The sequence below is a fragment of the Hoyosella subflava DQS3-9A1 genome, from assembly GCF_000214175.1.
In the GTDB taxonomy this organism is placed as follows: Bacteria; Actinomycetota; Actinomycetes; order Mycobacteriales; family Mycobacteriaceae; genus Hoyosella; species Hoyosella subflava.
This window is the reverse complement of record NC_015564.1, coordinates 2,709,391-2,721,835: the sequence shown is the minus strand read 5'-3', so window position 1 is coordinate 2,721,835 and position 12,445 is coordinate 2,709,391. Positions and strand designations below refer to the sequence as shown.

Below are 12,445 nucleotides of genomic sequence, written 5' to 3'. Positions count from 1 at the left end.
CCGGGAAGGGCACCTAGTCGCTCAGAGGTGGGCAAACCGAAGTTGCATGTCAGGCTGCTACCGGTGCCACGTCACCCGCGCTGCGTGCGTCGATGTCACCAGTCTCTCCCGCCAGCGCCGCACGACGTCCGTATACGAACACGTACACGAGGAAGACAAGTTCAGCGGCTACGCCAATTCCCACGCGCGCGGCGGTACTCATGCCGCTCGGTGTGACGAACGCTTCGATGACACCGGAGATGAGCAGCACCACGGCGAGACCGAGAGCCATACCGGCGACAGTGCGTCCTTCCTCAGCGAGCGCCCTGGCTCGTGGACGCGGACCAGGATCAATCAGCGTCCACCCCAGCCGCATACCGGCTCCCGCTGCGACGAACACGGCAGTAAGTTCGAGCAGGCCGTGTGGGGTGATCAACCCGAAGAAAACATCGAGCCGGCCAGCATCGGCCATCAGACCGGCGGCCACTCCGACGTTCATTGCGTTGACGAACAGGATGAACACGACCGGCAGGATAAGGAGCCCTACGACAAGGGAGGCGGCGGCGATGTATGCATTGTTGGTCCACACCTGCGCGGCGAATGACGCGGCAGGCTCTGATGAGTAATACGTTTCGAAGTCACCGCCAGGGCGCGTGAGCTCGGCGATCGAGTCCGGTGTCGCGATGGCGCTCTGCACGGCAGGGCTATTGGCGACCCACGCCGCGATCACACCCGACACCAGCAGAAACAGGGCAGCTGTGGGCACCCACCAGTGCCGCGCCCTATACACCGCTGCGGGGAATCGCTGCGCGAAGAACATGCCCGCATCGCGCCACCCGGGGGCCGATGTTCCAGTGGTGGCGGCCCTGGCTTGAGAAACGAGCATTGTCAGCCTGTCGACCAGGACCGGATCAGGCGCGGCGGAACGGACAATCGACAGGTGCGTCGCCGCACGCTGGTAGAGCGTGATGAGTTCGTCGGCTTCCGCGCCGCTGAGACGGCCGCTGCGTCGCGTGAGGACACGCAGGCGGTCCCACTCATCGCGGTGTTTCTCGACGAACAGGTCGACGTCCATGCTCACCTTCCCGAATCGTTCATGCCACACTCTGTAACGAAGAGGGGACCGGTCCACGATAGCCGGGTGAGACGCAACGGTGGCCTGGTGGTCTGGGTGGCTTAAGCCGTTGTACTCGAAACCCCCGCGGCGCCAGCGCCCGCGCCCTCCGGCTGCACCATGGTGCTACGGCCGGTTACGGTGCATCCCGATTGGGCGCTGCCGCCGCGAAAGCCTTAGTACGCCTCCGCGAGGTCGACGACCAGCAGCGAATAGTTGTCGCGTGTGCGGTGCGCGATCGCAGTATCGATGAGCTTCTCAGCGACGTCTTTGCCGTCGGTGTGATGGCACGCTGCCTCAATATCGCTCGCGGTGAGGACACCGTGAATCCCGTCGCTGCACACGATATAGCGCCCCGCCGCCAGCGGGATTTCCGCGAGGTGCGGTTGTGGCGTTTCGCCGGAACCTCCGAGGCACTGGGTAATGATGTGGGTGGGCTGCCCGTCCTCGTCAGGAACGACGTCATCGGTGGAGAGCTGGTCCACACCGTCAGCGGTCACTCGGTACACGCGGCTGTCCCCGACGTTGAACGAGAGTATCGACGTCGAACCGAATGCGAGGCCCGCGATAGTTGTTGCCATGCCTTGCTGGCCGATCCGCTCCGCGATGGATTCGATCTGCGTGCTGATCGCGGCGAGCCCGTCAGAGATCGCTTTCGTCGATGTCCAGCCCTTGTGCGCCGCGACGAGTTCAAGCAGCGCGATACGACTAGCGACGTCACCGGCGGCATTCCCGCCGACACCGTCGGCCACCGCCACCAGGGTCGGCCTTTCGAGTGGAAACGCGATGCACGTCAGGGTCCCCGTCTGGGTCTGGCTGAACCAGCCATCAACGACGATCGCATCTTGGTTCGAAGCGCGGAAAAGACCGCGATCAGTAACCGCGTGGACACTGAGAGTGAACGCCACAGTTACGAGCTTAAGCGCAGCACGCCCGGATATCGTGGAGGCTGCGGAAATTACTGCGGTTTGCGGCGGCGGGCGGCTGCCTGAGCGGAGTCTGCGATCTCGCCGATGAGGCGTTCGACCACGTCTTCAAGCATCGCGGCGCCGAGTGCATGTCCCTCCTCGTCCGTCACGATAGCGACATGTGATCCCCTCGTCTGCATTCCTTCGAGAGCATCATCGAGCAGCGTGTTCGACGTGAAACGGGGGAGGGTCCGGATCGGCATGCCGGCGATCGCGTCGTCCGGGGAGACTGCTTCGCCGAGTAGGTCCTTCACGTGAACATATCCGGTGAAGTCGCCACCGGCTGCGACGATGGGGAAACGCGAAAAACCCGTCCTGATGCACGCGGCGTGCGCCTGCGCAATTGTCGCGGTGTCATCGAGGCTGACGACGCGGTCACGCGGCACCATGATGGACTGGAGGGTCTCGCGGCTCATTGTCAGCGCGCCGGTGAGGAGACGGTGTTCCTCCTCGTCGAGCAGACCCTCAGCCTTGGACTGCCGCACGAACCCGGCGACCTCATCGGCGGTGAACGCGGTGGCCACTTTGTCCTTCGGCTCCACGCGCAGAATGCGGAGCACCGTGTTGGCGAGCCAATTCACGAGGAGCAAAAGCGGTTTCAGAACCTGCACCAGGAGGTAGAGCATCGGACCGAGAACCAGCGCGGTCCGCTCGGGGCCCGCGATCGCCAGGTTCTTCGGAACCATTTCGCCGATCGTCATATGCAGGGAGAGCACGATCGTCAGCGCGATGGCCACAGCAATGGGATGGAGCATCACCGACGGGACGCCGAGCGCTTCGAGCGGCACCTCGAGCGCGTATGCAACAGCCGGTTCAGCTACCGCTCCGAGCCCGAGTGAGCACAGGGTGATACCAAACTGAGCTCCCGCCATCATGAGGGACACATTGTCGAGAGCACGTAGAGTGATACGGGCCGCGCCGCTGCCCTCTTCGGCGCGGGGCTCGATCTTTGTCCGACGGGTGGACACGAGCGCGAACTCGGCGCCGACGAAGAACGCGTTGCCGAAAAGCAGAAGGATTCCGACAATCATTCCAGTGACGTTGATCATCAGCTCTCGTCCTTTCGCCCATCGGAGGAGTCGTCGTCTGCGCGCGATGATGGCTCGGCGAGGCCGAGCCGAAGGCGTGCGACGCGATGGCCGTCGACCTGGGTGACCGTGAGCGAGACGAGAGTTTCTGTAGGTATGCCATCGGCATCGAGTTGAGCGAGATTCTTCGCAGGCAGAACTACGGAGTCGCCGGGGTTGGCCAGCCGCCCGAGATGTTCGATCACGAGCCCGCCAGAAGTGTCGGAATGTTCTCCCTCAGGGAGGTCGATGCCGGTGAGGTCAGCGATCTCGTCGGGCCGCATAAGCCCGGGCAGCGTCCACGTGCCGTTCGTGAGTAGCCGCGGCCGGCCAGCCGGCCGGTCATGCTCGTCATCGATTTCGCCAAGAATCTCCTCGACGAGGTCTTCCAGGGTGACTACGCCGGCGGTGCCGCCGTACTCGTCGATCACGACCGCGAGCTGTAACCCACTGCGCAGCTCTCGCAGGACCCCAGCGAGTGGCAAGGTAGACGGAATCGCACGGACGGGGCTCATGATGTCGGCAGCCGTTCTCTCGGCCCGTTCCTGTTCCGGGACCGCTAGCGCGGATTTGAAGTGCACGACGCCCACCACGTCGTCGATCGATGTTCCTTCGACCGGGAAGCGGGCGTGCCCCGTCGAGGCGACAAGGCTCAAGATGTCCCGGACCGGCGTGTCACTGTTGACGAACGTCACTCGGGTGCGCGGCGTCATGACATCCGCTGCAGTCTGCTCACCGAACTCGGCAGCCTGGGTGAGGCGGTCCGCGATGTCTTTCTCGAGCAGGCCCTCGGTCGCGGAGCGGGTAGCGATCGCACCCAATTCCTGCGCGGACCGGGCCGAAGCGAGCTCTTCGCGCGGTTCGACGCCGAGTGCGCGGACCATCGCGTTGGAGGCACCGTTGAGCACGACGATCAGTGGTCTGCTTGCCGCAGTGAAGGCCCGTTGCGGCCCTGCGACCGCCCTCGAGACGCGCACGGGCTCCGAGATTGCCCAGTTCTTCGGGACGAGTTCGCCGAAAATCATCTGTGTCACGGTCGCTATGAGAAGGCCCGCGCCGAGTGCCACCGCCAGGCTCGACGCCTCGGGGAGACCTGCGAATTCCAGCGGCCCGCGCAGGAGAGTCGCAATCGACGGCTCGGCGATGAACCCGATGATGAGACTGGTGACCGTGATACCGAGCTGCGCACCGGAGAGCTGAGTGGAGAGCCTTTTCAGCGCCTTCTGCACGGATCGGGCGCGCCGATCACCCGCCTCAGCTGCCTCAGAAATGGTGGCTCTATCCACAGTCACCAGAGCAAACTCAGCGGCCACGAACAACGCGTTCGCGGCAATGAGCACCAGCGCCAGCCCGAGCAGCAGCCACGCCTCTGTCACGATTCGTCCACCTCATCCGCACCTGGTCCTGAGCTGAAATCTAGCGCAGCAAAGGCTATTCCACACAGAACCGTTACAAGCGGGGGTCGACCGGTTCGGTTTCGAGCGCGAGAACACCGAAAACACACTCATGGACACGCCACAGTGGCTCGCCCTCGACGAGCCGGTCGATGGCCTCGAGGCCGAGCGCGTACTCGCGAAGCGCAAGTGACCTTTTACGGCCGAGGCTGCGCTGGCGCAACCGCTCGAGGTTGTCGGCGAGTGTGTAGTCCGGTCCGTAGACGAGGCGGAGATACTCGCGTCCCCGGACCTTGATCGCGGGCTGGATCCGCGTGTTGGGCCGCGTCCGGTTGGCTGCGGGTTTGACGACCATCCCCTCGAAACCGGATTCCGTGAGCGTGGTCCACCATGACGTGGCGCGGTGCTCGGAGTCCGGGTCGCTGAGGTCAACTGCCATCCCACGGGTCGTCAGGAACAGGCTCGGGTCGGCGTCGCTCAGCTTCGCGGCAGTGGCGGTATGCCAGGGGTGGGGCCGGCCAGCGAATGCCGCACCTTCCGCCGCGAGGAGTTGAAAGGGCGCGAGTTTGATGTCGGATAAGCCACTCGTCGGCCAGCAGAATGTGCGGTACATCGCCCGATAAGCGTCGAGGTTGCCTGCCCTGCGCATACTGCGGGCGCGCAGGTCGGCGACGTCGAGGCCACGGCTTTCCGCTTTCGCCACAAGGTCCACCGCAGCGGGAAGCACGGCCGCGCCAGCGGCTCCGACCGCTCCGTACTGGTCGCGGATGAGACCGTCGGCCTTCGCGTTCCACGGAAGAACCTCGGTGTCGAGCAGCAACCAGTCACTCGCGATGTCATTCCAGATCCCGGCATCGTCGAATCCCGCGCGTATGCGCGAAAGGAGCGCGTCCTCTCGGTCGTCCTGGAAGAACGAACGCCCGGTGCGGGTGAATACCGCGCCGGCGCCACGGATGCCGAATCGCCGCTCCGCAGTGTGGTCGTCGCGGCACACGAGGATCACGGCGCGCGATCCCATGTGTTTCTCCTGGCACACGACGTCGTCCACACCCGCTTTTCGGTACTCCGCGAATGCCTCCGCTGGGTGTTCCAGGTAATCGTCCCGGGTGCTCGTCGCGCAGGGTGCCATCGTCGGCGGCAGATACATGAGCCACCGCGGATCGATGGTGAAACGGCTCATCACTTCGAGCGCTGCCGACGCGTTCTCCGCGGGAATCGTGACCCGCCCATGGTGCCGCGTCTCGATTGCTCGTTTGCCGAGTACATCGTCGAGCTGGAGCGAATACCGGTCACGCTCGGCCGCCGTTTTCGGTGCCGGCGCGAGTGGGCGCGGTGATGCATGCCATTGCTGGTGCGCTGGCACGGAAACAAGGTCACGTTCGGGGTACCGGAGCGCGGTCAGGCGGCCACCGAAAACGCAGCCCGTGTCGAGGCACATTGTGCGGTTAATCCACTCGGGTTCACTGATGGGCGTGTGACCGTACAGCACCGTCGCGGCTCCGCGGTAGTCAGTTGCCCACGGGTACCGGACTGGGAGGCCGTAATCGTCAGTCTCCCCGGTGGTTTGCCCATAGAGGGCAAATGCACGCACCCTGCCCGAAGCACGGCCATGGAACTGCGCGGGGAGGCCCGCATGTGCGACGACAAGCCGCCCATGGTCGAGGACATAGTGGGAGACGAGGCCATCGAGGAACAGCCGAGCGGTGTGTGTGAATTCGTCGCCTTCCGCCGCGAGCTGTTCGAGAGATTCTGCGATGCCGTGTTTGAGCTGAACCTTCTGCCCCCGCAACGCGCGGGCGAGCTTCTGCTCGTGGTTCCCGCTCACACACAGCGCTGCACCGCTGTTCGTCATGCCCATCACGAGGCGCAGCACCCCGGGTGTGTCCGGTCCGCGGTCGACGAGGTCGCCGACGAAGACGGCGGTGCGACCGTCGGGGTGGCACGCATCAATGGCGCGACCGGCGCTGTCGAACGTGACTTTCCAGCCGAGTTCGGCGAGGAGCTCCTCGAGTTCCGCCCGGCAGCCGTGCACGTCACCGATGACATCGAATGGGCCGGTATGGGCACGGAGGTCGTTGAGGAGTGGTTCTACCTCGAACGCTGCACCGCTGATTTCCGCGGGGGTGCGCAGATGGTGAACGCGCCGGAAGCCCTCACGGTCGAGGTTCTTCAGGGAACGGCGGAGTTCCCGGTGCTGGCGACTGACAACGTGCGCGCCGAACTGCCGGTCCGGACGTTCTTCGTTGCGCGCTATGCACACTGATTCGGGGACGTCGAGCACGATGGCGACCGGCAGAACGTCGTGCTCGCGGGCGAGGCGCACGAGCTGCGCCCGCGCTGGCCGCTGCACGTTCGTCGCGTCGATCACGGTAACCCGGCCCGCTGCGAGCCGTTGTCCGGCAATGTAATGCAGCGCGTCGAAGGCCGCCGCCGTGGCGGACTGATCGTTCGCGTCGTCGGCGACCATGCCCCGGAAGGCGTCACTGGACAAGATCTGCGTGGCAGCAAAGTGGCGGTGCGCGAAGGTCGTCTTCCCCGCGCCCGACGTGCCAATCATCACGACGAGGGACATGTCGGGAATTGCTAGCCTCATGTCACGCCCCCTGCCGTGAAAATCGCCATCTGGGTCGGTGCACCGCGATCAGGGTGCACGGGCCCTACCGGCAATAGCTCGGTCGAGTAGTCGTAGGTTGCGGCGGTGGCTTCAGCCCAGTGCTGGAATTCGGTGCGCGACCACTCGAATCGATGGTCGGCATGGCGGAACTCACCTGCCGCCAGGCCCGGGAAGAGCGCGTTGTATTCGGCGTTCGGTGTAGTGACGATGACGGTGCGCGGACGCGCGGCCCCGAAGACGCTGTGGGTGGCTGCAGGCAGCCGGTCTGGGTCGATGTGTTCAATGACCTCCATCAGGACGGCGGCGTCGAAGCCGCGAAGGGCCGGGTCGGTGTACATCAGCGACGACTGCCGCAGCCGCACTGTGGAGCGGGCCGCATCAGCCCTGTCGAGGTGCAGTTTCCGCTCCGCTTGTCGCAGCGCATAGGCCGATACGTCAGTTCCGACGATTTCACTGAACGTGTTGTCATGTCGCAGCTCATCGAGGAGCGCACCGGGGCCGCATCCCAGATCGAGGATGCGTTTCGCGTCCGCGCGGCGGAGTTGTTCGAGCACGGCGCGGCGCCGTAGCGTCGCGAGCGGAACATTGTGCTGGGGATCTGCAGTGATGTCGGCTGGCGCGTCCGCCTCGATCGCAGCTGGTCCGTCGGCGATGCGGTGAAACATGTCGAGTTGCTCGTTCACGCTCTCGACGAGGGGGCGCGACCTCGCCAGATAGACGTTGGTGATCAGGTCACGTTCGGGATGGGTGCTGAGCCAAGCTTCACCTGAACGGAGAAGTTTGCTGACTTCCGCTTCAGTCACCCAGAAGTGGTGTCCGCCGTCCAGGACAGGCAACAAAACGTAGAGATGACTCAGGGCGTCCGCGAGGCGGAAGGTTCCCTCCAGTCGGGTGTCCGCATAGGGTGCGACGCCCCAGTGCGGAATCGTAGCGTCGACCGGCTGCGCGGTAGCGGTCACTGTCCAGCCTAGGGGGCTGAACAGGCGCGAGACGAGGTCCACGCCACCCCCGCCCCTGCAGCCGTCGCTGCCGGAATGGACTGGCAGCGAAGGAACATGAATGCTCAAGGGAATTGATGTCTGCGCCAAGTGGGGATGGGACTCGCAACGACCCCGAAGCGCGGTGGCGAAGGCAGCACGCAGCGCCACAGCCAATTGCGATCCTGCCGCGTAGGGCCGGTCATTGATGTACTGAGCCAGCGGGCCACTCTGTTTCCGGGAGCGGCCGCGAACAAGCGCGACAGGGTCCACCTCCACGAACAGTGCGGCGGTGCACTGGTCTGGTGTCGCTTCCGGGTAGAAAACGTGGGCCACGCCGTGCGAAACCGTAATTTGCTGCGCACGGTCCGGGTGCTTGTGGAGAAGAAAACCGAGGTCAGTCGCTGGATGATGGGTTGTTGTGATCGTGAGCAGCACGTCGCGAAGTATGCCGCAGTCCTCGCTCGCGCGCAGTCCAATTACGCTGGCTATAGGAAATCACTGGTGGCGGTGATCTGGCAGATGGGGCTTGGCAAGGGATGGCAATGCGTATTGCGGTATTGAGTGCCGCTGTCATTGCGCTCGCTGGTTTTCTCGCAGGGGCTGGGCACGTGGGCAACTCCTCGGTGGCCGCTGCTGCCGATGGCGTATTCGGGAGCCCCACTCTGGTGTCACCGCATTCTCCCGCTTTCGGTATCTGGGCGGTGATCTACCTGGGCATCTTCGGGTATGCGGTGTGGCAGGCGCTGCCAGCACAAGCGGATTCGGCTCGACTGAGGTATGTCCGTCCCCTTACCGTTGCGGCGATTCTGCTGAATGCGACTTGGCTCGCAGTCGTTCTCATGGGGCACGTGCTGCTGAGCGTGCTCGTAGTTGCTGCGCTTTTCACCGTTCTCGTCGCGCTGACTGTTCGGCTCGCGGAGCTGTGCCCGGAGACCCGGACCGAACGGGTGCTCGTTGATGGCACCTTTGGCCTCTATCTGGGATGGATCTGCCTCACTGTATTTGCGAACGTCGCAGTGTGGCTGTCCTCAATGGGGGTTAGTGCGGGCGCGACGGCGTGGTCGGTGATCGTGCTCACCGCAGCGGGAGCAGCAGGCGTGGCGCTGATACTTCTGACCGGAAGCCGGATCGCCGTCGCCTTCGGTCTCATCTGGGCGCTCAGCTGGATCGCCTACGGGCGTATGGCAGGGGAGGCGCCAAACACGGCCAGCGCTATCGCTGCAGCTTGTGCTGCATTCGTCGTTATGGGCGCCGGTTTCCTGAAGGTGGTTCCGGGGCACAGCTACCCTCGGCTTAGAATGTGGTCAGCCGGGCGAGGAGGGCATGATGTCGCATCACAGCGCTGAGCACCAAGAAGACCCCTCCGGGAGCCACCGCGAGGAGATCGCACGTGACCTTTTGCGTGAGCATCCCGAGTTCGATGAACCGCATCTGCTCGAGCAAGACGAGACCGTTCCCCCTCGCCCCGAAGAGGAAATTGCGGACGCGGACAGCTAGAAAGGCTCGCAATCATCATGGATTTCTCGCAGGTTCGTGTCATTCCCGTTCCTGGACAAGGACCCGAAGACATCCTGATCGATGACCGTGAGCGCATCTATACGGGTCTCCTCGACGGCCGTATTGTGCGCATCGATGAGCATGCTGGTGGCGTCGAAACGATTGCCTCTTTGCCGGGCCGCCCGTTGGGTATCGAATTCCACGGGGAAGACGAACTCGTGGTGTGCGCGTCAGACAAAGGCCTTCTCAAGGTCGACATTGCCACAGGCAACTACACCGCGCTGACGGAGTCGGTTGACGGTCGGAATGTGCGCGCGTGCAATAACGCGGCAGTCGCGAGTGACGGCACGATCTATTTCAGCGATTCCTCCACAGATTTCGACGTTCCCAGCTGGCGACGGGAAATGATCCTCAAACTCGGAAGTGGGCGTCTGATTCGCCGAGACCCCGATGGCTCTGCCCAGGTCATAGCGGATGGATTACAGTTTGCCAATGGTGTCGCACTGTGCGTCGATGAGTCGGCGGTGTTCGTTGCTGAAACGACGACGCGGTCGCTGCGGAAGGTGAGTCTCACGGGCGCCGATGCGGGAGCTGTCACTACTGTGTGCCGCGATCTGCCAGGCTATCCGGACAACTGCTCCACCGGTTCGGACGGCCTGATCTGGATTGCTCTCCCCAACCCCGAAAAGCGGGTGCTCGGTTTTGTGCATCAGGCTCCGGTCATCGCGCGCAAACTGGTCTCGCGGCTACCGGAATACCTGATGCCGCGTCCCGCGGACACCGTTGCTGCGGTCGCCCTCAACGACTCAGGAGAGATCGTGCGCCGATACGAGGGAGTTATCCGTGACTTCCCGATGCTCACGTCGGTGCGGGAGTATGACGGTCGGCTCTGGTTCGGCTCACTGGAGGCGTATGGGGTAGCGACAGCGCCACGCTGAATTTTTGTGACGCAGAACACAGTAACCCCCTGTTTGTGATCCTGTTGTTACTGGGTAGTAATCAATGACCTATTGTGGTGCGCGTTGCTTTCCGTGGGGTGTAAGGGGGGTCGGCCGATGTGCCGTCGTGTTTCGGGCTTGCTTGCTGCCGTGACCAGTTTGCTCATGCTTGCGGGAATCGTCTGGGGTGGTGTGGCTTCCGCGCGTCCGGCGTATCCGATTCCTGATCCAGACCCCTTCTACAGTGAACCTGCCGATCTCGCGGCTCTGTCGCCGGGTGACGTCGTACGGGTGCAGCGGGTCGATACACGCGCGTATGCGGATTCCGAGGGGTGGCAGATCGCGTTCCGTTCGACGAACTCACACGGTGCCCCGATCCTCGGTGTGACGACCGTCCTCGTGCCGCGCGGTGTATCGCAACCGCCGATCCTCTCTTACCAGGCGATTGTGAACGCGCTCGGCTCGCGATGTGCGCCTTCGCGTGGGTTGTTCAACCTCGAGCAGGTAGAAGCGCCGGGGCTACTGATCCCGTTGTCTCGTGGGTGGGCGGTGTCGGTTCCTGACCACCTGGGGCCCGAGGGGGCCTATGGAGCCGCTCGGCTTGGAGGAATGATCACCCTCGACAGTATTCGTGCGGTCAAGCAGGCGGCAGAGCTGGGTCTCGCGGACGCGCCGGTGGCTCTCGCCGGGTATTCCGGAGGCGGTATGGCCAGCGCATGGGCTGCCGCGATGGCGCCCGAGTACGCCCCTGAACTTGCGATCGCCGGCGTTGTCCAGGGCGGCATTCCTGCTGATCTGGAACAGATGGCGAACATAATCGGGTCGGACGCGCATCCCGGCTTCGGCCTTGGCTTTGCCGCAGCCATCGGTCTCGAACGCGAGTATCCAGATCGCTTTCAGATGGAGCGAGAACTCAACCCACAGGGCCGGTGGCTCCGCGACTTCATCAGCAATGAGTGCCGACGCTTCATTCTCTTTCACGGCGCGTTCCGCAGCGCGCGCGACCTGACCAACTCCCCGGGCTGGATGTCAAACGGCGAGGCACGCGAGGTTCTCCGTGAGAACAGCCTGCGATATTTCGCTGGCGTGCCCAACATGCCGATATACATGTGGCACGGTCGCCTTGATCCCCTCACGCCATACGACGGGATCGAGGAGATCGCGCAGAGGTACTGCGCACAAGGCGTGCAGCTACAGTTCGTCACACATGACATCGCTGAGCACCTCATCCCGGCAGCGCTCGGATTCGAGGAAGCATACGAGTACCTGGCGGCCCGGTTCCGGGGAGAAGCGGCTCCGTCGAACTGCTAGTTCCGGGGCATCACTCGGGGAGGTGAAAATCGCCTGCATTGACGCGGAACTCTGCGAGCACGGCGACGAGTTGAGCGATGTGCTCTTCGGATATGCCAGGATCAGCGAAAACGTATTCGTTGAGATCTTTCGTCGCACGCTCAGCGACGTCGCGACCAGTGTCGGTGATCCGGACGAGGGTGGTTCTCCGGTCGTCGGGGTGAGGGATCCGCTCCACTAGTCCTGCCGCCTCAAGGCGGTCGACGGCGTTGGTGATGCTCGTCGGGTGTACTTGGAGCCGCGTGCTGGCCTTACTCATCGGGAGTTCGCCGCGCTGGGTGAAGGTCAGGAGTGTCAGGACCTCATACCGGGAGAAAGTGAGGCTGTGCGGGCGGAGAACGCTTTCGACTCGGGCGAGCATCAGTTGGTGGGCTCGCATCACTGAAGTCACCGCGGCCATGCCGGACGCTGCATCTGCCCAGCCGTGCTCCTCCCAATGGCGTCGCGCTTCGGCGATTGGATCGAACGGCAGTCCTTGCTGTTGGCTCACTCCACCATCCTCGCAGGCCCTCGTGTGGGATGTCTCTCATGGGCAAAGTTACTT

Annotated in this window: 11 protein-coding genes; 4 read left to right on the top strand and 7 right to left on the bottom strand. The window is 63.8% G+C overall.

The window, feature by feature from the left end; all coding sequences use genetic code 11:
• Window positions 1-49: 49 nt before the first annotated feature.
• The 6 genes from AS9A_RS12855 to AS9A_RS12830 form a co-directional block, all read right to left on the bottom strand.
• Entirely contained in the window at window positions 50-1,054 is a 1,005-nt protein-coding gene (locus AS9A_RS12855; protein WP_013807469.1) for a stage II sporulation protein M, read from the bottom strand.
• Between the two features lie 215 nt (window positions 1,055-1,269).
• Entirely contained in the window at window positions 1,270-2,001 is a 732-nt protein-coding gene (locus tag AS9A_RS12850; RefSeq protein ID WP_013807468.1) for a PP2C family protein-serine/threonine phosphatase, read from the bottom strand.
• Between the two features lie 50 nt (window positions 2,002-2,051).
• The gene (locus AS9A_RS12845) at window positions 2,052-3,110 is read right to left on the bottom strand and encodes a hemolysin family protein (protein ID WP_013807467.1); all 1,059 of its coding nucleotides are present in this window, start codon (window positions 3,108-3,110) and stop codon (window positions 2,052-2,054) included.
• Window positions 3,110-4,504, bottom strand: a complete 1,395-nt coding sequence (locus tag AS9A_RS12840; RefSeq protein WP_013807466.1) for a hemolysin family protein — start codon at window positions 4,502-4,504, stop codon at window positions 3,110-3,112. The genes AS9A_RS12845 and AS9A_RS12840 overlap by 1 nt, the downstream gene beginning before the upstream one ends.
• Window positions 4,505-4,577: 73 nt before the next feature.
• Complete coding sequence (locus AS9A_RS12835) at window positions 4,578-7,115, bottom strand: polynucleotide kinase-phosphatase (protein ID WP_041451069.1); 2,538 nt, start codon at window positions 7,113-7,115, stop codon at window positions 4,578-4,580.
• A complete protein-coding gene (locus AS9A_RS12830) occupies window positions 7,112-8,551 on the bottom strand; it encodes a 3' terminal RNA ribose 2'-O-methyltransferase Hen1 (RefSeq protein WP_041451068.1) in 1,440 nt (479 codons plus the stop codon). Before AS9A_RS12830 ends, AS9A_RS12835 begins: the two co-directional genes overlap by 4 nt.
• A gap of 101 nt (window positions 8,552-8,652) precedes the next feature.
• Between AS9A_RS12830 and AS9A_RS12825 the strand changes: the two genes are divergently transcribed.
• From AS9A_RS12825 to AS9A_RS12815, 4 genes are all read left to right on the top strand, one after another.
• A complete protein-coding gene (locus AS9A_RS12825; protein ID WP_148262459.1) occupies window positions 8,653-9,462 on the top strand; it encodes a tryptophan-rich sensory protein in 810 nt (269 codons plus the stop codon).
• Window positions 9,443-9,613, top strand: a complete 171-nt coding sequence (locus tag AS9A_RS24135) for a hypothetical protein (RefSeq protein ID WP_013807461.1) — start codon at window positions 9,443-9,445, stop codon at window positions 9,611-9,613. The genes AS9A_RS12825 and AS9A_RS24135 overlap by 20 nt, the downstream gene beginning before the upstream one ends.
• Window positions 9,614-9,630: 17 nt before the next feature.
• A complete protein-coding gene (locus AS9A_RS12820; protein WP_013807460.1) occupies window positions 9,631-10,551 on the top strand; it encodes an SMP-30/gluconolactonase/LRE family protein in 921 nt (306 codons plus the stop codon).
• Window positions 10,552-10,668: 117 nt separating this feature from the next.
• Window positions 10,669-11,862, top strand: coding sequence for an alpha/beta fold hydrolase (locus AS9A_RS12815; protein WP_013807459.1), 1,194 nt, complete (start codon window positions 10,669-10,671; stop codon window positions 11,860-11,862).
• 10 nt (window positions 11,863-11,872) lie between these two features.
• Here AS9A_RS12815 and AS9A_RS12810 read toward each other — a convergent pair whose 3' ends face one another.
• Window positions 11,873-12,391: a MarR family winged helix-turn-helix transcriptional regulator gene (locus AS9A_RS12810; protein WP_013807458.1), complete on the bottom strand. Its 519-nt coding sequence runs from the start codon at window positions 12,389-12,391 to the stop codon at window positions 11,873-11,875.
• Window positions 12,392-12,445: the final 54 nt, after the last annotated feature.

Excerpts from the sequence above, each read along its gene's own strand:
- AS9A_RS12835 (WP_041451069.1), bottom strand. The coding sequence starts at position 7,115 with ATGAGGCTAGCAATTCCCGACATGTCCCTCGTCGTGATGATTGGCACG.
- AS9A_RS12815 (WP_013807459.1), top strand. The coding sequence starts at position 10,669 with ATGTGCCGTCGTGTTTCGGGCTTGCTTGCTGCCGTGACCAGTTTGCTC.
- AS9A_RS12820 (WP_013807460.1), top strand. The coding sequence starts at position 9,631 with ATGGATTTCTCGCAGGTTCGTGTCATTCCCGTTCCTGGACAAGGACCC.
- AS9A_RS12855 (WP_013807469.1), bottom strand. The coding sequence starts at position 1,054 with ATGGACGTCGACCTGTTCGTCGAGAAACACCGCGATGAGTGGGACCGC.
- AS9A_RS12825 (WP_148262459.1), top strand. The coding sequence starts at position 8,653 with ATGGCAATGCGTATTGCGGTATTGAGTGCCGCTGTCATTGCGCTCGCT.
- AS9A_RS24135 (WP_013807461.1), top strand. The coding sequence starts at position 9,443 with ATGTCGCATCACAGCGCTGAGCACCAAGAAGACCCCTCCGGGAGCCAC.
- AS9A_RS12845 (WP_013807467.1), bottom strand. The coding sequence starts at position 3,110 with ATGATCAACGTCACTGGAATGATTGTCGGAATCCTTCTGCTTTTCGGC.